The 21233-nt window shown below is 65.5% G+C and carries 16 protein-coding genes and 1 pseudogene; 9 read left to right on the forward strand and 8 right to left on the reverse strand.

The genetic code is table 11. The features are described from left to right. Positions 1 to 47: 47 nt before the first annotated feature. Positions 48 to 4748 carry a DEAD/DEAH box helicase gene (locus tag A9Z00_RS11490; RefSeq protein ID WP_296977372.1) on the forward strand — a complete coding sequence of 1567 codons (4701 nt, stop codon included), beginning with the start codon at positions 48 to 50 and terminating at the stop codon, positions 4746 to 4748. Between the two features lie 341 nt (positions 4749 to 5089). Here the strand turns inward: A9Z00_RS11490 and A9Z00_RS11495 are convergent, their stop codons facing one another. The 4 genes from A9Z00_RS11495 to murI form a co-directional block, all read right to left on the reverse strand. Beyond that, the gene (locus A9Z00_RS11495) at positions 5090 to 6301 is read right to left on the reverse strand and encodes a hypothetical protein (RefSeq protein WP_296977375.1); all 1212 of its coding nucleotides are present in this window, start codon (positions 6299 to 6301) and stop codon (positions 5090 to 5092) included. Further along, positions 6285 to 6845, reverse strand: a complete 561-nt coding sequence (locus tag A9Z00_RS11500) for a sigma-70 family RNA polymerase sigma factor (protein ID WP_296977377.1) — start codon at positions 6843 to 6845, stop codon at positions 6285 to 6287. The genes A9Z00_RS11495 and A9Z00_RS11500 overlap by 17 nt, the downstream gene beginning before the upstream one ends. Before the next feature lie 631 nt (positions 6846 to 7476). After that, positions 7477 to 8052 (reverse strand): helix-turn-helix domain-containing protein, encoded by a 576-nt coding sequence (locus A9Z00_RS11505; protein WP_296977380.1) that lies wholly within the window; start codon positions 8050 to 8052, stop codon positions 7477 to 7479. Between the two features lie 452 nt (positions 8053 to 8504). Further along, positions 8505 to 9275, reverse strand: a complete 771-nt coding sequence (gene murI / locus A9Z00_RS11510; RefSeq protein WP_296977468.1) for a glutamate racemase — start codon at positions 9273 to 9275, stop codon at positions 8505 to 8507. 205 nt (positions 9276 to 9480) lie between these two features. On the opposite strand from murI, the gene A9Z00_RS11515 reads away from it, so the two are divergent. Next, positions 9481 to 10359, forward strand: a complete 879-nt coding sequence (locus A9Z00_RS11515) for an SMP-30/gluconolactonase/LRE family protein (RefSeq protein WP_296977382.1) — start codon at positions 9481 to 9483, stop codon at positions 10357 to 10359. A 3-nt stretch (positions 10360 to 10362) separates the two neighbouring features. Continuing rightward, positions 10363 to 11138: pseudogene (locus A9Z00_RS11520) on the forward strand (exodeoxyribonuclease III). A 132-nt stretch (positions 11139 to 11270) separates the two neighbouring features. Here the strand turns inward: A9Z00_RS11520 and A9Z00_RS11525 are convergent. Continuing rightward, positions 11271 to 12188: a polysaccharide deacetylase family protein gene (locus A9Z00_RS11525; protein WP_296977385.1), complete on the reverse strand. Its 918-nt coding sequence runs from the start codon at positions 12186 to 12188 to the stop codon at positions 11271 to 11273. After that, positions 12178 to 13470, reverse strand: coding sequence for an MFS transporter (locus tag A9Z00_RS11530; RefSeq protein ID WP_296977388.1), 1293 nt, complete (start codon positions 13468 to 13470; stop codon positions 12178 to 12180). Before A9Z00_RS11530 ends, A9Z00_RS11525 begins: the two co-directional genes overlap by 11 nt. A gap of 243 nt (positions 13471 to 13713) precedes the next feature. Here A9Z00_RS11530 and A9Z00_RS11535 point away from each other — a divergent pair, with 243 nt between their 5' ends. The 6 genes from A9Z00_RS11535 to A9Z00_RS11560 all read left to right on the forward strand — a co-directional run bounded on the left by A9Z00_RS11535 (position 13714) and on the right by A9Z00_RS11560 (position 18813). After that, positions 13714 to 14817, forward strand: coding sequence for an ABC transporter ATP-binding protein (locus A9Z00_RS11535; protein ID WP_296977391.1), 1104 nt, complete (start codon positions 13714 to 13716; stop codon positions 14815 to 14817). Beyond that, complete coding sequence (locus tag A9Z00_RS11540) at positions 14801 to 15616, forward strand: ABC transporter permease (protein WP_483316302.1); 816 nt, start codon at positions 14801 to 14803, stop codon at positions 15614 to 15616. Before A9Z00_RS11535 ends, A9Z00_RS11540 begins: the two co-directional genes overlap by 17 nt. Next, positions 15609 to 16412, forward strand: a complete 804-nt coding sequence (locus A9Z00_RS11545; RefSeq protein WP_296977397.1) for an ABC transporter permease — start codon at positions 15609 to 15611, stop codon at positions 16410 to 16412. The genes A9Z00_RS11540 and A9Z00_RS11545 overlap by 8 nt, the downstream gene beginning before the upstream one ends. Then, a complete protein-coding gene (locus A9Z00_RS11550) occupies positions 16409 to 17479 on the forward strand; it encodes an ABC transporter substrate-binding protein (protein WP_296977400.1) in 1071 nt (356 codons plus the stop codon). Before A9Z00_RS11545 ends, A9Z00_RS11550 begins: the two co-directional genes overlap by 4 nt. A 253-nt stretch (positions 17480 to 17732) precedes the next feature. Continuing rightward, positions 17733 to 18650, forward strand: a complete 918-nt coding sequence (locus A9Z00_RS11555) for a DUF4097 family beta strand repeat-containing protein (RefSeq protein WP_296977403.1) — start codon at positions 17733 to 17735, stop codon at positions 18648 to 18650. Then, the gene (locus tag A9Z00_RS11560) at positions 18634 to 18813 is read left to right on the forward strand and encodes a hypothetical protein (protein ID WP_296977405.1); all 180 of its coding nucleotides are present in this window, start codon (positions 18634 to 18636) and stop codon (positions 18811 to 18813) included. The genes A9Z00_RS11555 and A9Z00_RS11560 overlap by 17 nt, the downstream gene beginning before the upstream one ends. Positions 18814 to 19031: 218 nt before the next feature. Here A9Z00_RS11560 and A9Z00_RS11565 read toward each other — a convergent pair whose 3' ends face one another. Together A9Z00_RS11565 and A9Z00_RS11570 are read right to left on the reverse strand one after the other, a co-directional pair. Then, the gene (locus tag A9Z00_RS11565; RefSeq protein ID WP_296977470.1) at positions 19032 to 19871 is read right to left on the reverse strand and encodes a sulfurtransferase; all 840 of its coding nucleotides are present in this window, start codon (positions 19869 to 19871) and stop codon (positions 19032 to 19034) included. A 50-nt stretch (positions 19872 to 19921) separates the two neighbouring features. After that, positions 19922 to 21157 carry an MFS transporter gene (locus A9Z00_RS11570; RefSeq protein WP_296977408.1) on the reverse strand — a complete coding sequence of 412 codons (1236 nt, stop codon included), beginning with the start codon at positions 21155 to 21157 and terminating at the stop codon, positions 19922 to 19924. Between the last annotated feature and the right edge of the window lie 76 nt (positions 21158 to 21233).

Here is a 21233-nt window from a genome sequence, read left to right on the forward strand (position 1 = left end):
GTACGGATTTTCTTCGATGCGATGAAACCCGGGAGGAGGTGACGGACATGACGGCTTCCGGCGAACGGCTGCCGCCGGAACTGGAGGGGTTCCACCCGGTGCTCGCGCGATGGTTCGTCCGCACCTTCGGCGAGCCGACCCCCGTGCAGCGCGAGGCCTGGGAAGCCATCCGCACGGGCCGCCACGTGCTGATCGCCGCGCCGACCGGTTCCGGCAAGACGCTGGCGGCCCTGTTGCCCTGCCTCGATCACTGCGTCAAGGCGAAGAGCCGGCCGGACGCGGCGCCGGGCGTGAAGATTGTCTACGTGACGCCGCTCAAGGCCCTCAACAACGACATCCATCACCATATTGTCGAATTCGCGGAGGCGATCGACCGGCTGGCCGAAGCGATCGCGGAACCCTGGCCCGGCCTGCGCGCGGCCGTCCGCACCGGCGACACGACCGGCGCGCAGCGCGCCGCCATGCTGCGGCGGCCGCCGGACGTGCTCGTGACGACGCCGGAGTCGCTCTTCATCCTGCTCCTGTCGGAGAAGGGCCGCCGGATGCTCCGGACGACGGAGAAGGTGATCGTCGACGAGATCCACGATCTGGCCGCGGACCTGCGCGGCGCGCATCTGTCGCTGACGCTCGAGCGGCTTGCGGAGCTCTGCCCGGCCCGGATCCAGCGGATCGGCGTATCGGCGACGCAGAAGCCGCTCCGGCGGGTCGCCCGTTTCCTCGCCGGATGGGAGGAGCCGCGGGAGGCGCTGCCCCGGCCGGGAGACGGACCGAAAGGCGCCGGATCCGCCGATCCGGACGGCGCGGATGAAGCCGAAGAGGCCCTCCATCCTTGCGGATACCGGCCGCGGCCGGTCCGGATCGTGGAAAGCCGGATGGACCGCAAGCTCGAGCTGACCGTGACGTTGGCCGGGCAACCGAGGGGCGGCGGGAAGCCCGAGCTCGTCTGGCAGCCGATCGTCGAGCGGCTGATGCGGCTGATGGAAGGCGCCCGGTCCGTCATCATTTTCGTGAACAGCCGGCGGCTGGCCGAACGGCTCACGCTTCATCTGAACGACCACGCGGGGTACGTGATGGCGATGTCGCATCACGGCAGCGTCAGCCGCGAGCGCCGGCTGGAGATCGAGCGCAAGCTGAAATCGGGCGAGCTGCGCGTCATCGTCGCCACCTCGTCGCTCGAGCTCGGCATCGACGTCGGCCATGTCGACCTCGTCATCCAGCTCGATTCGCCGCTCTCCGCCTCCGGAGGCATCCAGCGGTTCGGCCGCGCGGGCCATTCCGTCGGCGGCTTGAGCCGCGGAGCGATCGTCGCGCGCAGCCGCGATCAGCTGCCCGAGATCGCCGTGCTCGCCAGGCGCATCGCCGGGCGCGACATCGAGCCGATCGAGCCGCCCCGCGATCCGCTCGACGTGCTGTCCCAGCATGTCGTCGCGATGGCGGCGGCTTCGGACGGCGGGATCTCCGCGGACGATCTGCACCGCCTGGTCCTCCGCAGCGACAGCTTCCGGTCGATGCCGCGGGAGCGGCTGCACGCCGCGCTGCTCGTGCTCGGCGGGCATTACCCGTTCGCGCGGCCGCTGATCGAATACGACAGCCTGACCGGCCGCATCTCCCGGCGGAGCGGCAGCGCGATGGCCGCGCTGACCGGCGCGGGCACGATCCCGCAGAGCTCCGCCTATCCGGTGCACCACGCGGAAACCCGCGTCCGCCTCGGCGAGCTGGACGAGGAGTACGTCGAGGAGAGCCGGGTCGGCGACGTCTTCCAGCTCGGCGCGACCTCGTGGCGCATCCAGAGCATCCGGCAGGACCGGGTCTACGCGGTGGAGACGGGCAACCGGTACAGCGAGATCCCGTTCTGGCGGAACGAAGGCCCCGGCCGGTCCTTTGAACTGGGCATGGCCATCGGCCGTCTGTGGGCCGAACTCGAGCGTCGGCTCACGGCGGGCGGCGAACCGGAGGAAACGCCGGACGCGCCGGAAGGAACCGGCGGCGGACCCCGGGGCACGGACGTGGCTGGCGTTCGGCCGGATGCGGCGGGTTCCGGGTCTCCTGCCGCGGCCTTCCGGCCGTCCGGGCCGGCGGACGGGTCCGGCCGTCCGGACACGAGACCTGCGGATACCGCCGCAAGCAGGGCGGAATCGGACGCGGATACCCTGGACTGGCTGATGCGCACCTTCCATCTGGACGGCGAAGCGGCGGCCGGCCTCGCGGCCCTCGTCCGCGCCCAGCGCGCGCAGGGCGCCGTTCCGACCGACCGGCGGATCGTCGTCGAATATTACCGCGACGTGACGGGGCGCTGGCACGTCGTGATCCTCAACCACTGGGGCAAGCGCGTCAACCGGACCTGGCTGCTCGCGATCCGGCACGTGCTGGAACGCTCGACGGGGCAGCAGATTTACGCCCACGCCCGGGACGACGGCATCGAACTCGTCCTGCCGGAATGGGGACCGGCCTGGCTGGAGGCCGTGCGGCAGGTGACGTCCGACAACGTGGAACGGCTGCTGACGGAAGCCCTTCCCGGGTCGCCCCTTTTCGCGATCGCGTTCCGGCGCGTCGCGGAGACGTCGCTGCTCCTGCAGCGCAGCTTCCGGCGCACGCCGATGTGGCAGAAGCGGATCCGCAGCGAAGAGCTGCTGCGGGAGGCGCTTCCCTATGCCGAGCGTTTCCCGTACCTGGGAGAAGCGATGCGCCGCGCGCTGCATGACGAGCTGGACCTTGTGAATCTGCTCGACGCGCTGCGTTCCCTCGAGGACGGCACGACCCGCATCGTCATGCGCGAGACGGCGCACCCGTCGCCGCTGGCGTCGGCGTTCGCGTCCGATTACGCGATGAAACAGCTGTACGAGGGAGATCAGTTCAGCGGCGACCTTAAGATGCAGCTCATCGGGATCAACAGGCGGCTGGCAGGCGAGCTGTTCGGCGAGGATGCGCTGCGCCGCGCCGTGCGGCCGGAGGCGGTCGAGGCCGAGCGCCGGCGGCTGGCGGAACCGGGACCGGCCGGTCCGCCCGCGGATCCGGACGGGCTGTACGCGCTGCTCAAGCGGCGCGGCGACAGCTCGGCCGACGAACTGGCCGCATGGGCGGGCAGCCGCGCGGCGGAGTGGCTCGCAGCGCTGGAGCGGGACGGGCGCGCCATCCGGATGGACTTCGGCGGCGAAGTGCGTTGGATCTGCGCGGACGAGCGCGACATGTACCGCGAGTTTCCCGCAAGCCCCGCCTCCGTCTCCTTCGTGGCCGGACGATGGACCGAGCGGGTGCTCTCCTTCACGATCGCGGATCTGATCGCCCGCTATCCGTCCCTCGATCCCATGCAGGCGCGGGCCGTCATCGACGAACTGCTGCTGCAGGAGCGGATCGAGCCGTCGCCGATCGCGGATGACGGCGCCGAAGCGTGGATGAACAGCCGGATCGCCTCCCGCATCCTCCGCCGTTCGCTGCGGGAAGCGCGCCGGGAGGCCGAGCCGGTCGAGCCGGAGCGCTGGCTGCTGGAGGCCGCCGCGCTGCAGTACGCGGCGCCGGGCGCACGCCTCGCCGGCGAAAGCGGGCTGCTCCGGGTCATCGGAAGGCTTCAGGGCCTGTTCCTGCCGCTCGAGCTGTGGGAATCGGCCGTCTTCCCTTCCCGGATCGACGGATACCGCGGCGACATGCTGGACGCGCTCTGCGCGGGCGGCGAGGTTTTCTGGACGGCGCGCGGGGAGCCCGGCGCCGGGCAGATGCTGGTCGCGTTCTTCCTCGCCGAGTCCCGCGATCTCTGGCTTCCGGTGTTGCGCCGGCTCGCGGACCGGCCGGTCAGCCATCCGGAGCTGCTGGACCGGCTCCGGCGGGGCGGCGCCGCCTTCCTGACGAAGCTGGCGCGGGACGAGGAACGGCTCCCGTCCGAGGTGCTGGCCGACCTCATGGACCTGGTCCGGGACGGGCATGTGTCGAACGACCGGTTCGCTCCCCTGCGCGTGATGCTCGCGGCGAAGCCGGCAAGGACGTCCGGACGATCGTCCCCCGGGTCCGGGAGCGCGGGCGCGTCCCGCGGGCTGCCGAGCGTCGGTTCCGGACAGGGACGCTGGTACGCGCTCGACGATTGGCTGCGGGATGCGGACGGACGGGGGGACGGCGAGGCGCCGGAAGCCTCCGTCACGGCCTGGGCGCGCCACCTGCTCGAAGGATTCGGCGCGCTCGCGCGCGATGCGGCGGAGCATTGGTCGCCCTTCCGCTGGGAGACGATGCTGCCCGTGCTCCGGCAGCTCGAAACCCTCGGCGTCGTCACGCGCGGCCCGTTTGTCCGGGGCGTGGAAACGATGCAATACGTGCTGCGCGAGCGGATCGGGCAGCTTCGCCGGCCGCCCGCCGCAGCCGACGGCGGGGAAGACGTCACGGTGCTGGCCGCTTCCGATCCGGCCAATCCGTTCGGGCTGCTGGCCCCGTGGCCCGACCGACCCGGCGCCGCCTTCGCGAGAAGGAGCGGCTGCTTCCTCGTGCTGCGCGGCGGCGACTGGCTGCTGTGGATCGAAGGTTACGGCAGGAACGTGTTCACGATGCGGCCGCCGGAAGACATTCCCCGGGATGCGCTGGCGGACGCCTTGCGCCGCGCGTTCCGCGCCGTCATGCGGATGACGGGGCGCAGCAGCATCCGCGTCGCCTCCCTGAACGGCGTGCCGGCCGCGGAATCGCCGGAGGCGGACAGCCTGCTGCGGGCCGCCGGAGCGGAACGGGACGGCCGCGCCATGACGATCTGGCTGAGCGCGCTGGGCCGGTAGCCTGTGCCCGCGGAAGCCGACCCCCGGGCAGGCCGAACGCGCCGGTCCGGCCGCATGTTCGAAGGTGACGCCTCCCACGCACCGCGGAGCGCGCTCGCCCGGCGACAGCAACGGGAACATGAACCAAGGGGATTGCCCGACCGGACAATCCCCTCTTTCTCTGCCTTCTCTGCCGCATCGGATAAAGTTCCGCCGCCGGCGAATCCCTTCCCGCGCCCGGGCTGCCGGCCCGAAGCCGGCACCCCCGTGCCGCAGCCGAAACGCCCGGCCCGCGGCCGGACATTCCGTCCCGGCGGCCGCCTCTTCCGCGAGCCGGAATCCGGCCGGCCGCACGGCATGCTTCAGCCCGCGTACCGTGCTCCGCCCCTGTCGAACAGTTCGCTGACCCTGTCGATCCAGGCGTCGACATAGTCCGGATGCGTCGCCCACTCGGCCATCACGACCGTCTCGCCGGATTTGAGCTCCAGCTCCAGCATTTCCCGGTCCAGCTTGCCGCCGCGCATGCTGTAGACGACGATGTTCCGGTCCGTCAGGATCGCCGCCATGTTGCGGATCGGCGACGTCACGGCGTCGACGGCTGCGGGCTGCGCGTCCCGGATGTCATTCCAGTTCAGCGCCAGCTCGTTGTGGGCGACGAGCGAATCGTCGAACGGAAAGCCGGTCTGCCTCCGGATCGCATGGGCCGAAGCGCCGCCGGCGTCGGGTTCCCGAATGTACGCCATCCAATAGCCCGCCCTGCGCGCAAACGTCCATTCGCCGACGCCCGAAGTTCCCGTCCCGCCGGCCTCCGCGACGCCGACCCTGCCGTCCTTGACCGCCAGCGGCACCGACGGCTCGACGTCCTCCAGAATCGCGACGAGATTCCGGTGATCGGCGAGGACGGCGATGTCCATCATGTAATGCTTCCATTCGCCGTCCAGCCGCCGGTCGATCGCGATGTAGCGGTTGCCCGCGAACAGGACGCGCTCGGCAACGGCGGGCATGCTTCCGCCGTCCGGAATCGGCGAAGGCGGCAGCACGCTGCCGCCGCGCGACGCGTTCCAGGCGCCGGCCAGCCGGACTCCGACAGGTTCGTATTCCCGCACATCCAATCCCCAGAAGTCGGTACCGTGCGGCATGATGATGCCCCCGCCCTCCGCGGCCAGCCAGTCGGACGGCTTCGGGCCGCCGGCCAGGAGCAGCGTCCGGTAGGAGCTCTCCCCGCCGTCCGCCGCATCCTGCCGGAGACCGAGCAGCAGCACCGCGCGGCGCGACTTCTCTTCCGGTTCTCCGGGGGCACCCGTATCGGCCGACATCTGCCCGACGATCGCGTCGGCGGCCGGCCGCGCCTCCTCCGTCTGCATCGGATGGAGCCGGACCAGCAGCACGGCCGCGGCGATCATGGCGCACAGCGCCAGCCCTCCGCCGGCCAGCCGGCGCAACCGGAAGGGACGGGGGGACGGGACCTCGTCCAGACGTTCTTCGATCCGCCGGCGCAGCCGTTCGTCGAAGCCGTGCTTCCTGAGCGGTCCCCGGGACAGTTCGCGCTTCAGTTCGTCATCCGTCGGTCTCACCGCCGCCGCCTCCTTTCGCCGCCAACTTCCTCCTGGCGTGGAACAGCCTCGACTTGACCGTCCCTTCGCTGACGCCGAGCACCTCCGCAATTTCTTTCATTGACAGTTGATAATGCGCATAGAGAATAATGACTTCGCGATACTTGTATGGAAGTTCGAGCACCTTCTTCCACATCTCGTTGACCGCCAGCGCCTCGATCACTTCCCGCTCGGCGGATGAAGCCGTGCCGTTGTCACGGAACGCGTCCACCAGCACGACGCGGCGGAAGAAAGCCTGCTTCCGGTAATCGAGCACCATGTTCCGGGTGATTGCGAGCAACCAGGTCTTCACGGACGATTGGCTACGGAACGTGTGCAGATTCCGGTAAGCCTTCAGGAACACTTCCTGCGCGATGTCGTCCGCCTGGTCCCACTTCTTCGTCATGCTGAAGGCGAAGTTCCAGACGTCCTTGCCGTATGCGTTCATCAGTTCGGTGAGCAGCGCCTTGCGGTCGGCCTGCTCGCCGATGTATCGCAAATATTCGAAACCCGAATCGAATCGCACTTCGCCACCTCTGGTACCGATGCAATCGGCGCCCGGCACCGCGGCAGCTTCTCGCGGGACCGCGGCGGCTCCCGGAACACCCGCTTCAATTATCCGGGAATTGGTGCCCGATTGCCAGAGGGTTGCCAAAAAAATCGGTCCGCTCATGTTCTCCCACGCTCCAGTCCGGACACGGTCACAAGTCACGTCCCCGCGCCGGCCATCCTTCGGTGACCGGCAACGCTTCGACCGTTCCGGAATGCCGGGCCGCGCGGGTCCGCCCCGCAGGCCCGCTTTCCGCTCCGGTCATCTCGTGTGCGTTCCCCGTTTCAATTTATAGACGACCCGAACCGGCCGCGGGTTCACGGACGCGAACCCTTCGCGATTCCCGCGGCGCGCTTTACCGAATTTTGATTAAAGCCTGTTACGGAGATGACATCCCTCGGATATCATGCGTCCGGGATGAAATCAGGCATGTCAGGGGAGGAATCGGAAGATGAAGCTGCTGGGACGGATCGGATGCCTGCTGCTGGCGGTCCTGCTCCTCAACCTGCCGGTCCAGGCCCTGCCAGCTGTTCGTCTGGAACGGTGACCTGTGGGCGCCGATGGTTTTGCTCAAAAAATAGGAGTTGCGTTTTCATGCAACTCCTTCTCACTTGTAGAATTCCGACGGGCTTTTGCCGGTGATGGACTTGAACACCTGGCTGAAATAAGTCGGATTTTGATAGCCGACCATCTCGCTGATCTCACTGATCAGATAATGATTTTCACGCATCTTTTCCTTTGCTTTCTCTATGCGAAATTTGTTCAAATAGGTGGCAAACGACTCCCCGGTCACCCGTTTGAACAACTGGGACAGATAATTTCGGTTCACGTAAAGCTTCTCGGCGATTTCCATCAGGGAGATATCCTCATGATAATGCTGCTTCACATATTCCTTGACTTCCTCAACAAGCCGATTGCTTTTCTTGCCCGATTGTTCTTCAATCTGTTGCACCCAATCCACAAGCCATTGCTTCATCCAGCCGCACAATTCCTGGGATGAAGTTTGGGCATAAATATCTTTCATCCTTTCGGACAGTTTCTGCATATGCGTCTGCATATTCTGGTTGTCGTCGTACAACGTCATCAAGATACCGATCAGGCTGAGGCAGATGTTCTGCATGATATAGAACGGCAGATGGCTGTTCGGCAATACTTCTCGTTCAAACCTTTCCCAGAAAGCCATCGTGTGGATTCTGCTATAGAGACGCCAATCACCACAGCAGGAGGTCTCACACGATGGCTTTCATTTTGTCAAGTGTTCCCCATCGTTTTTAAAAGGGACTATAACTTTTCTGTTACGCCGCAAATAAAAAATGCCGCCCGACAAGCCTTGTTCTGCACTCTGACCGGCAAATCGACCCGACCGGCAGGTTGATCCCGCGGTCTTCCCGGGTAAATCTCGGTTTGCGGTCTGGCAAGACAAAGCTGATCGGCCAGCTCTTGATTGACGTATCCGCGTATCATTTTTGTTTTTGTCGCAAATAAGGTCCCTGCGTTCCGTTAAGCCGGCGATGCTGAAAAACAGGCTTAACCTTGCTTCACCCGCAGTTCGCCTTCCGCTTCCTCGAGTTCGATGAAAATCGCACGCTCGTACGGCGTTTTGTTCGGCGTGTGAATCCGCCGAGCCCGATCGGCTCACAGCGTCACGGCCCGGTCGAGCGCGATCCGCATTTTCCGGATATACGCCGGATCGCCTCCGGTGCACATGAACCGCACGTCGCCGCTGCCGTCTTGCTCCGGGATGCCGTAGTAGGTCAGCAGCGCCGCGAGGCGCCGCACCGTGCCGGCGTTGCCGTCGACGATCCGGATCGACTCCGGCAGCAGGCGCCGAAGCACGTCCCGGTAATAGATGAAATGCGTGCATCCGAGCACGATGATGCCGTAACGGTCCAAATCGAACGGCTCCAGCTTCCGCCGGAAATAGTCCTCGATTCTCTCCCCGTCGAACTCGAGCCGCTCGCAGAATTCCACCAGCTCGGGCATCGGCAGCGAATCGACGATGCCGTCCCCGTCAACGCGGGAGACCAGCGCGTAATATTTCGGCATGGAAAGCGTAAGCGGCGTCGCGCACACGAGCACGCGCTTGCCCGTCGCCCGGTTCATCTCCACGGCCGGCTTGACGGCCGGCTCCATGCCGACGATCGGCATGCTGTAAATCTCGCGCAACTCGTTGATCGCGATGCTCGTGGCCGTGTTGCAGGCGACGACCAGCGCGTCGATGCCCTGGCCGACCATCGTCTCCACGGCTTCCAGCACGAATTGCCTGACTTCATCCTTCGTCCTCGTGCCGTACGACACATGCAGCGTATCCGCCATGTACAGATAGTCCTTGGCCGGAAGCCGGCGCAGTGCTTCGGCGAGCACGGTCAGTCCGCCCAGCCCCGAGTCGAAGAATCCGATCCTCATCTGCACCCGATTCCCGTCTGTCGTGTTGATGACCGCAATTTGCCCATCCGTCGACCCTTTCATTTTACCCCATCCGGCCGCGGTTTGGATACCGTCAAATGTCCCGACCGCTTCTTGGCAAAGGATGATGGCGCTTTCCGTCCCGTTCTGCTATTGTGATGTGTGGAACGGAAGGCATTTTGCGGGAAACGGGGTTGATTCCAACATGCGGACGTATCAGGCGGAATGCGTCGTCCGGGCCGGAAACCGGCTCGGCGAAGGCCCGGTGTGGGACGAGCGGCTCGGCGAGCTCTTCTGGGTCGACATCGAGGAGCGCAGGCTGCTGCGCTACCGGCCGCGGGACGGGCGCGTCGCGGACCATGGCTTCGAACGGAAAATCGGCTGTGCGGTTCCCGCGGAGGACGGAACGTGGATACTGGGTCTCGCCGACGGCTTCTACCGGTTCGACCCGGAGACGGAAGAGACGCGGCTCATCGCGCGCACGGACGAGCCGGATCCCCTGAACCGCGTGAACGACGGCAAATGCGATCCGGCCGGCCGGTTCTGGGCCGGCACGATGAGCGCTTCATGGACGCGGAACGCCTCGCTCTATGTGCTGGAATCGGGCGGCCGACTGATGCGGAAGCTGTCGGAGGTCGTCTGCTCGAACGGTCTGGCCTGGACGGCGGACGGCAGGACGATGTACTACATCGATTCGGGCGAGCGGGTCGTCTGGGCATTCGACTTCGATCCGGAGACCGGCACGATCGCGAACCGGCGGGCGGCCATCGCATTTCCGGCCGACGAGCCGGGCGGCCCGGACGGCATGTGCATCGACGCGGAAGGTAAGCTGTGGATCGGCCATTGGGGCGGCTGGCAGGCCGGAAGGTGGGATCCCGTGACGGGCCGGAAGCTGGCATCGGTGCCGATCCCGGTCGAAAACGTGACGTCGTGCGCGTTCGGCGGGGAGCATTTCGACGAGCTGTACATCACGACGGCGGGGGGCGGCAGCGAAGCGAACGCGGAGCGGCAGCCGCTGGCGGGCGGCCTGTTCCGCGTGAAGGTGGACGTGCCCGGGCTGCCGGCGCACCGCGCGAGGGTGTAGCGCATGAAACTCATATCCTGGAACGTCAACGGCCTGCGCTCCTGCGTGGCCAAGGGCTTTCTCGACTATTTCCGGAGCGCCGGCGCCGACGCCTTCTGCGTGCAGGAGACGAAGCTGCAGGAAGGCCAGCTGGAATTGGACCTGCCGGCGGGCTACCGGGCGTACTGGAACTGCGCGGAGCGGAAGGGCTACTCCGGCACCGCCGTGTTCACGCGGCTCGAGCCGCTCGCGGTGCGGAAGGGGCTGTCCGACGGGAACGATCCGGAAGGGCGCGTGCAGACGCTCGAGTTCCCCTCGTTCTACCTCGTCAACGTCTATACGCCGAACGCGCGGCGCGACCTGTCCCGGCTCGATTACCGGATCGCGTGGGAAGCGGAATTCCGCGCGTACCTGAAGGAGCTGGACGCGCGCAAGCCGGTCGTCGTCTGCGGCGACCTGAACGTCGCCCACCGGGAAATCGATCTCAAGAACGCCAAATCCAACCGCGGAAACGCCGGCTTCACCGACGAAGAGCGCGAGGCGATGACCCGGCTGCTCGCGGCGGGGTTCATCGATACGTTTCGCCACTTCTATCCGGACCGGACGGACGCGTACACCTGGTGGTCGTTCATGCCGAGGGTGCGCGAGCGGAACATCGGCTGGCGGATCGACTATTTCCTCGTCTCGCGCAGACTCGCGCCGTATCTGGAGGATGCGCAATCGAGAGCCATGTCATGGGCAGCCACCATTGCCCGGTCGTCCTTCTGATGCGCGATCCCGGCGAGCAGCCGGAAAGCTAGCCGCATGCGACGCCGTTGACATCCGGCGCCGGCCGGTACGGACGCATCCCGGCGATCCGCCATCCGGCTCCGACGAAGAAAGCCGCATGTCCGCGCCTCCGAACGGCGACCGGGCATGCGGCCGCGCTTTGTTTACCGGCCGAGCACCGACGCCGCGAGCCGCGCGCCGGCCCGCAGCCTGGACTCGCGGCCGTGCCGGCGGATGAACCGGTAATCGACCAGCGTGACGCCCGCGTCGCGCAGCGCGTACCGGAAATCTTCGTCCATCATCAGCTTGAACTCCCACACCCTTTTCTCCCAGTGGGGAATGCGCTCCCGCATCCACGGATCGTCGATGCCGGGATGGATGTACGTCTCGCAGATGCCGTCGGGCAGACGGTAAAGTTTGCCGATCAGCATCCGCTTGAACGAATCGTACGTCTCGCCTTCCAGCACCTCGAACGGGTGCGAGAGCAGGTAATCGGGCAGCGCAACGCCGAGCACGCCCGCCAGCGCCGACGCCCGCGCGGCCGCGCGCTCCACGCCCGGCATCGGACCGAGCAGCGGATCGGACGGATCCACCTTGCGGAACAGGCGGAACGGCAGGCCGCGCTTCGCGCACCAGCGGAGCACGTGCGGGATGTGGCTGCGCCCGGTCGCCATTCCGTACAGGCTGCCCATGTGGTTGTCGGCATGGGTGATCGCAATGCCGCTCTCCCGGACCAATTCGTACTGCGCGGTCAGCTCGCGCATCACGTCCCGGGTGTCCGCGCCCCGCTCGAATTCCTCCACCGTCCGGTACAGGTTGCCGCTTTCGTCATGCAGCGACGGGCTGCCCGTCAGACTCGGAAAACGGAGCGCCTCGAACTCGCTGGTGAGCGTCAGATGCAGTCCGATGTTCGGCTGCTCCCGCTTCCGGCACCATTCGGCCGCTTCGCGGAAAGCCGGCGCCGGCGCCATGATCGTCGCCGACGAGACAAGCCCCTCTTCGAGCAGATGCATGATGGCCGCGTTCATGGCCGGACTCTGGCCGAAATCGTCGCAATTGATCACCAGCCGTTTACCCTTCATGCTGCTCCTCCCTTCCCCCGCCCAGCCGCACGAACAGCGAAATCGCGAAGGCGATGGCGAGCAGGCCGAACGGCACGTAACTGCTCAGCCATACGAACGCCGCTTCCGGATTCGGTCCCGGATTGTCCCCGCTCTCATAGTCGAAAATGAGCCCCACGATCCAGAACGCCACCGCGGAAATGAGGCCGCTCGCCCGCGTGATGAATCCCGAGACCGCCGTGTAGACGCCCTCGCGCCGCTGCCCGGTCACCGCGAAGTCGAGGTCGATGATCCGGCTGCCGACGATCGGCGGCGTGACGAGGAATCCGGACAGCCCGAAGCCGACGAGCACGCCGGCCGCGATGCCGGACGCGAGACCATCGGCGAGGCCGAGCGGCAGCACGCTCGCCGCGTAGGCGGCGAGCGCCAGCCGCCAGCTCCGGACCGGATCCATGTTTCGGGCAATCCGGTACCATACGAAGACGAGCGGAATGACCGAGACGAAGATCGAGGCGAGCAGGAGCGAGACCTGCGCATCCGGGATGCGCAGCACGTATTTGGCGTAGAACGGAATGATCGAACCGATCAGGCCGTTCACGGTCTGGGCGAATGAATTCGCGATATTGTGAAGCCAAAACGGAACGTTGCGCAGCGTTGTGCGGAACGATTCCCTGAGGCTCAGCTTCGGGGCCAGCCGGGCTTCTTCACGTTCGCGGATGCTGAAGATGCACGTCAGCATCAGGATGCCGAATAGCACGGCATAGATCACCGACATCCAGCCGTAACCGAGGGACGTGTAGAGCAGCGGCGATCCGGCCGTGGCGATCAGGAGGGCGGCGATCTGGAAGCCCTGCTGCACGGCCGACGCCCGGGCGCGGAGCCGGACGCCCCGGAACAGTTCCGGGAAGAGCGCCCCGTAGTTCACCCAGATGATCGTCGCGACCGCTTCGATCAGGATGAGCGCGGCGAGGAACCAGACGAACAGCCCGGTTTTGCCGAGCCCCTGCGGTACAGCGAACACCATCACGAACGTCAGCATGTACGCGGGAACGGCGCCGAGCAGCCAGGGCCGCCGCCTGCCCAGCCGCGTGTTCGTCCGGTCGGACAACCAGCCGGCCATCGGCTGGTTGACCGCGTCCCAAATCAGGTATATCGTGCGCGCGATCGTGGCCAGGCCGAGGGCGAGCCCCAGTTGGTCCACATAGTAATAAAAATAAAACGAGCTGAACGCCTGCGTCGGCACCATCATCGCGAACATCCCGAGCGCGTACGCGGCGGGCGAGTTGATCCAACGGCTCTTCACGCTGTCCCCTCCCGGAAGAAAATGTTTTCCAACAGCCGGATGTTACCGCTTTCATCATAACACGCCGGCCCCTTCCCGTCAGTTGTTTTCCGCCCTCCGAAGACCGTCCGGAAGCTTGATTTTTACATATCCCCACTCGACGAAATCCATGTTAATATAACATCGTAATTCACCTGTCGGCAGCGTCGGACAGACGGAACACGGCCGGAAATCGGCAGGACGAAAGGGAGGGCATCGATCAAGTTGGCGGATGACGTGATCATTCGATTCGACCGCGTCACCAAGCGCTATGAGGACGGCGTCACCGTCCTCGACCAGGTCAGCTTCGACATCAAGCGGGGCAAGTTCTACACGCTGCTCGGCCCATCGGGCTGCGGCAAGACGACCATCCTTCGGCTCATCGCCGGATTCATGGAGCCGACGGAGGGGAACATCTACATCAACGGGAAGCTGGTGAACCGGGTGCCGGCGAACAAGCGCCAGGTCAACACCGTCTTCCAGGATTACGCCCTGTTCCCCCATCTGAATGTGTACGAGAACGTCGCGTTCGGCCTCCGGGTCAAGAAGCTGGACCGCGCGACCATCGACGCCAAGGTGAAGGAAGCGCTGCGCTTCGTCAACCTGGAAGGCTACGAGAACCGCGACGTCGCCGGCATGTCCGGCGGCCAGAAGCAGCGCGTCGCGATCGCCCGGGCGATCGTGAACGAGCCGGAGGTGCTGCTGCTGGACGAGCCCCTGTCGGCCCTCGACCTGAAGCTGCGCACGGAGATGCAGTACGAGCTGCGGGAGCTGCAGCGTCGGCTCGGCATCACCTTCATCTTCGTCACGCACGACCAGGAAGAGGCGCTCGCGATGTCGGACGAGATTTTCGTCCTCAACCAGGGCAGAATCCAGCAATCCGGCACGCCCAAGGACATCTACGACGAACCGATCAACCGCTTCGTGGCGGATTTCATCGGCGAATCGAATATCATCCCCGGCCGGATGGTCCGCGACTATCTGGTCGAATTTGCCGGCAAGCCGTTCGAATGCGTCGACGGCGGCTTCCGCGAAGGAGAACCGGTCGAAATCGTCATCCGTCCGGAAGACCTCGAGATTACCGAGCCGGAGAACGGCAAGCTGCGCATCCGCGTCGAGTCGCAGCTTTTCCGCGGCGTCCACTACGAGATCAAGGGACGCGACGAATCCGGCAATTCGTGGCTGGTCCACTCGACGCGGAAGGCGGAGGTGGGCGAGCACATCGGCCTGACCTTCGGACCCGAAGCGATCCACGTCATGCGGCTCAACGAATCGGAAGAGGATTTCGACAAGCGTCTCGAAACCTATGGTGATGGCCGCCATGGCTAGAACGCGGAACTTCTATCTCATCCCGTACGTCGCATGGATCATCCTGTTCGTCGCGGCGCCGATCATCCTGATCGCGTACTACTCGTTCTTCGACGTCGAAGGCAACTTCACGCTGAAAAATTACGAGAAATTTTTCACGCCGATCTACCTGCGGATGACGCTGTACTCGTTCTGGTACGCCTTCCTGATCACGGCGTTCTCGCTGCTCGTGGCTTACCCGACGGCGCTCGTCCTGACGAAGATGAAGCACAAGCAGCTGTGGCTCCTGCTCATCATCCTGCCGAGCTGGATCAACCTGCTGCTGAAGACGTACGCGTTCATCGGGCTGTTCGGCAAGCACGGCCTCGTGAATGCGGTGTTCGAGACGATCGGCATCGGGAACCGGCAGCTCCTGTTCAACGATTTCAGCTTCGTGTTCGTATCGGTGTACATTTTCATCCCGTTCATGATCCTGCCGATCTACAACTCGCTGGAGGAGCTGAATCCCGCGCTGATCGACGCGTCGCGCGATCTGGGCGCCTCGGCGTGGACGACGTTCCGGCGGGTGATCGTTCCGCTCACGCTGGACGGGGTCAAGGCCGGCTGCCAGGCGGTGTTCATCCCGTCGCTGTCGCTGTTCATGATCACCCGGCTCATCGCAGGCAACCGGGTCATCACGCTCGGCACGGCGATCGAGCAGCATTTCCTGGTGACGCAGGACTGGGGGATGGGATCGACGATCGCGGTGTTCCTGATCCTCGCGATGGTCATCATCATGTTCGCGACGGGCATCGGAAAGCGGGGTGCGCTCCGTGGCTAGGAGCTGGCGCTGGTCGAACCTGTATCTCGCCGTCGTCTTCGTGATCCTGTACGCGCCCATCGCGTATCTGATCGTCTACTCGTTCAACAGCGGCGGGACGATGACGGGCTTCGACGGATTCACGCTCGAATGGTACGGGGAAGTGCTGCAGGACACGCGGCTGCTCATCATCGTGCTGAACACGGTCATCATCGCGCTGCTCTCGGCCCTCGTCTCGACGATCATCGGGACGATCGGCGCGCTCGCGATTTACGAAGTAAAGCGCCGCAGCCGCCAGAACGTGCTGCTGTCACTCAACAACGTCCTGATCGTCAGCCCGGACGTCATCATCGGCGCGTCGTTCCTGATCCTGTTCACGATCCTCGGCATCCAGCTCGGTTTCCTGTCGGTGCTGCTGTCCCACATCGCGTTCAGCGTGCCGATCGTCGTGCTGATGGTGCTGCCGAAGCTGCAGGAAATGCGGACGAGCATGATTGACGCGGCCCGCGACCTCGGGGCCAACACGTGGCAGGTGCTGACGCGGGTCGTCGTGCCGTACATGAAGCCCGGCATTTTCGCCGGCTTCTTCATGGCGCTCACCTATTCGCTGGACGACTTCGCCGTGACCTTCTTCGTAACCGGGAACGGCTTCTCGACGCTGTCGGTCGAGATCTATTCGCGCGCGCGGCAGGGCATCTCGCTCTCGATCAACGCGCTCTCGACGCTGCTGTTCCTGTTCACCGTCGCGCTCGTCATCGGCTACTACTTCATCAACCGGCGCAACGCGCGGGCGGCGGAAGGCGGTGAACGCCGGTGAGACAGATCGTGCATCTGTTCGTCGCGGTCCTGGTCGCTTCGCTGGGCCTCATGGCCTGGGTGAACGCGCTCAACCGGAGCGCCGGTTATGCGGGATCGGACACGATCACCGTCTTCAACTGGGGCGACTACATCGATCCGGAGCTGCTGGAGGAGTTCGAGGAGCTGACGGGCATCACCGTCATCTACGAGACATTCGACTCGAACGAGGCGATGATGACGAAGATCGCCCAGGGCGGCACATCGTACGACGTCGCGATGCCGTCGGAATACGCGGTCGAACGCCTGATGGAGGACGACATGCTGGTGCCGCTGGACCATTCGAAGCTGCCCAACATGCAATACATCGACCCGCGGTTCATGGACATGTCCTTCGATCCGGGCAACCGCTATTCCGTTCCCTATTTCTGGGGAACCGTCGGCATCCTCTACAACCCCGAGGCGTTCGAGGAGCCGCCGACCAGCTGGAACGCGCTCTGGGATCCGTCGCTGAAGAACGACATCCTGCTCGTCGACGGCGCCCGCGAGATCATCGGCATGGGGCTGAACAGCCTCGGCTATTCGCTGAACGACACGAACGAGGAGCATCTTCAGGAGGCGCTGGCCAAGCTGAAGAAACTGACCCCGAACGTGAAGGCCATCGTCGGCGACGAGATCAAGATGCTGATGATCGGGGGCGAAGCGTCGGCGGCGGTCGTCTGGTCCGGGGACGCGGCGGAGATCATGTGGGAGAACGAGGATCTGGACTACATCGTGCCGGAGGAAGGGTCGAACCTCTGGTTCGACACGATGGTCATACCGAAGACGGCGCGCAACATCGAGGGCGCGCACCAGTTCATCAACTTCATGCTCGATCCGGAGGTCGCGGCGCGGAACGCCGAATACGTCGGCTACGCGACGCCGAACGCCGCCGCGCTGGAACTGCTGCCCGAGGAGATCCGGGAGGACGAGCGGTTCTATCCGAGCGAGGAACTGACCGCCCGGCTGGAAGTGTACGAGAATCTCGGCCGGCGGATGCTCGCCTACTACAACGACCTGTTCCTCGAATTCAAAATGCATGCGAAATGACGAGAAGCCGGGTGCCCGCGCGGGGTTCCCGGCTTCTTCCGTTTGCTGCGGCTTTCGGGGTGATCGCCGCAGGACCGCCCCGTCGAAGCCGAAGACGGTGCTCCCGTCCGGGTGAGGAAGCTTGGAACCGGACGGATGGCAGGCCCCGACCAAAGTCGGGCGGCTTCTCCGCCTGCGGCCTGTACCCGGGCGGCCGCCGCGGGTGTACACTGGGGTCAGTCACATCCCGTGCGGAAAGGGTGTATCGACAGCCATGCATCGCAGTGCCAACATCACGCCGGGCGTGATCCTCGTCGCGGTCGGGATGGCCGCCCTGCTGTACGTTACCGTCGGGAAAGGGAAAAGCGTGTCCTATGAACATACGGTGCCGCTCGGCGATTCGCTGCGGGAAATCCGGATCGACGGCGGGAGCCTGGATCTGGACATCCGCTTCGAGGCGGCTGCCTCCGGGAACGGCGCCGTCCGGATCGAAGGAAGGGCCTCGTCGGGCATCGCGAAGCGGATCCGGTCGGCGAAGGTCGAGAACGGCGTCCTGAATCTGCGTTTCGGGGAATCCGGGCGACGGGGGTGGGACTTCTTCGCGTTCGGGGCGATGAACGGAAGGCAGATCGTCACGGTCGAAATGACGGAGGATGCGTTGGCCGCGATCGAGTCGTTCCGTGCAAGCGTCGGTTCCGGTTCGCTCGAAATCCGCGGCGCCGCCGCCCGCGAGAGCGTCATTGCATCCGATTCGGGCAGCATCCGGATCGACGGGCTCCGGGGCGACGCCGCGACGGTGCAAACCGATTCCGGCTCGATCCGGCTGGATCGGTTCGAAGGCGGCCGCCTGTCGCTCCGCTCCGATTCCGGCAGCATCCGCGCCGTATCGGTAACCGCCGACCTGTACGCCGACTCCGATTCCGGCAACATCCGGGTCGAACACTTGAGCGGCTACGGTTCGCTCCGGACCGACTCGGGCTCGATCCACATCGTGAAGGATGACGGGAGCAGCCTCGACGTCATCTCCGATTCCGGAAATGTGCGGATTGCGGTGCCCGCTGCCTTCAGCGGCATCTACGACGTGCAATCCGACGCCGGCACGGTCAGCCATCCGGATCATGCCGGCACGTCGGGCGAAGTGATCCGGGTGCGCACGGCGAGCGGCAGCATCCGGATTGAACAGCTACAATAACGGAGGGAAACCCCCGCTGCGCATCTTCCCGGAAGCCCGCCAGATCGTGGAACAGGCGATGGAGGAAATCATCCACGGGGCGAAACCGGTCGAACAGGCGCTGACCGACGCCGAAAAGGAGATTACGGAGAAAATTCAGGCCTACAACAAGACGGTGCAGTGAATGCCTTCTTCAAGCCGAAAAGGGCCGTCCCTGTCCGGGACGGCCCCGTCTGTCCGCACCCTGTCGACGGCTTGCATGAGGGACAACCGTCGGGAACCTCCTCCGTTCCAATGCTTCGTTCTGGCGGAACAACATTCCGCCAAAGCCCGTCCCGCGGTGCGATTCGTCCCGCTTTTAACGGGAGCGCGTTCCGCCAAACGGCAGCAGTCGGATGCGGCCTATTGATCCCCTCTGGCAACCGGATGCTCCGGATAGCTGATCCAGTCGCTCCAGCTGCCCGCGTACAGCTTCACATCGCGGAAGCCCAGATCCGTCAGCGCCAGCACGTTCGGGCAGGCCGTCACGCCCGATCCGCAGTAGACGATGATCGGCTTGTCCCTGGGCAAATCCCGAAACCGCGCGGCGAGCTCCTCCGGGCTGCGCCACCGGCCCGCCTCGTCGAGATTTTCCTTCCAGAACCGGTTCACGGCGCCGGGGATGTGGCCGGCCGCGCGGTCGATCGGCTCCGCATCGCCACGGTAGCGGGCGGGCTCGCGCGAATCGACGAGCACGCTGTCCCCGGTGCTTGCGGCGCGCCGGACCGCCTCGACGTCCGCGAGCAGCTCCGGCCGCACGTCCGGCACGTACGTCTTCGGCACGCGGATCGGCGGCGCCGCGTTCGTCACCGGAAAGCCCGCCCGCTTCCAGGCCGAGAAGCCTTCGTCCATGACGTAGACCCGCTCATGACCCATGTAGCGCAACAGCCACCAGAACCGCGCGGCCATCGCGCCTCCCTGGTCGTCGTAGGCGACGACCCGCATGGAACGGTCGATGCCCGCCCGGCCGAGCTTCGCCGCCAGCTCCGCGACATCCGGAAGCGGATGCCGGCCGCCGTGCTTTCCGACGGGTCCGGACAGGTCCCGCTCCAGATCCATGTAGATGGCGCCCGGAATGTACGATTCCTCGTAACTCCGCCGGCCCGCCTCCGGATCGCCCGGCACGAACCGGCAATCGACGATGGTCAGATCCGGCTCGTAAAGCCGCGCAAGCACCCAGCGCATGCTGACGATCGATCCCATCGCCATTCGCCTCCCATCCCCATCGTTCATCGGCCGTCTCCCGGACGCCGTCAGGCGCCCGGACCGCTCAAATGCCGGCCGCTCTCCGCCGTGCGGCCGATCGGCAGCCGCCCGCTGTTCATCCGGTCCGACAACGCCATGAACCCCAGCAGCACGATGAGCATCGCCGCCGCCGACGCGATCAGCCACAGCGTGACGTCGGCGCCGAGCCGGTCCATGAGACGGCCGGTCGCCCGCGGCAGCAGCGCGCTGCCGATGCCGCCCGACGCGATCAGCAGGCTCGTCGTCCGCTCGGTCATGCCGGGAATGCGCTCGTTCACATACAGCAGCGCGACCGCGAACACGCCCGACCAGAGCAGCCCCGCGAGCCCGACCCAGATCAGCGACAGGGCCGCGCTGCCCGTAAGCGCCAGCAGGATGAGCATGCCCGTTCCGCCCGCGGTGGACGCGAGCAGATAGCGGAAATAGCCGCTGCGGTCCGCGATGCGGCCCGCAAACAGCCGGCCGACGACCATCAGACCCCAGAACACGCTGAGCGAAGCCGATGCGGCCGCCTCGTCCATGCCGGTCCGCTCCAGCAGGATGGCCGGCAGATAATTGCTGTAGCTCATCTCCATGCCGACGTAGAGCGCGAAGTAGAGCATGCCTGCCGCAAGCAGCGGCCACGCGGCCGGCGCATACCGGACCCGCTCCGCGGCCGGCCGCCCGGGGGCGGCGGATGCGCGACCGGCGATGAGCGCATCCATCTTCCCGAAGGTCATCGTCATCCACAGCAGCATCGCGATGCCCGACAATGCCGTCACGACCGGGAACGCCATCTGCCAGACCTCCAGGCGGATCAGGAGCCCCGCCAGCGCCGGCATGACGAGCGCCCCGACGCCGAAGAACGTCTCAAGCTTCGCCATGGCGGACGCCTTGCCGTCCGTCACGAATTCGATGATGATCGCGCCGAGCACCGCCTCGGTCATGCCGAATCCGACGCCCGCCAGCGGCGCAATCGCGAGCAGCCATCCCCACGGCGGCAGCAGGCTGTAGGCCGCCTCCGCGGCGGTCAGACAACCGAGCGCCAGAATCAGCGATGCGCGCCGACCCAACCGCCGGGTCACGTATGGCGCGGCAAGCACGCCGGCCAGAAAGCCGAGAAACTGGTTCATGATGAACTGGCCGCCGTCTCCGTACTCGACGCCGTAAGCGCCGATCAGCTGCACCAGCACGGCGCCCGCCACGACGTGCGCCATGCCGATGACCATGTAGGAAAGGCAGCCGAGCCAGATCAACCGTTGCATAGCCCGTTCACGTCCGTTTATCCATTGCATCCGTACGTTCCGGCGGCGTCCGCCGCACGCTCCACCTTATCATATC

The sequence above is a fragment of the Thermobacillus sp. ZCTH02-B1 genome, from assembly GCF_002159085.1.
In the GTDB taxonomy this organism is placed as follows: Bacteria; Bacillota; Bacilli; order Paenibacillales; family Paenibacillaceae; genus Thermobacillus.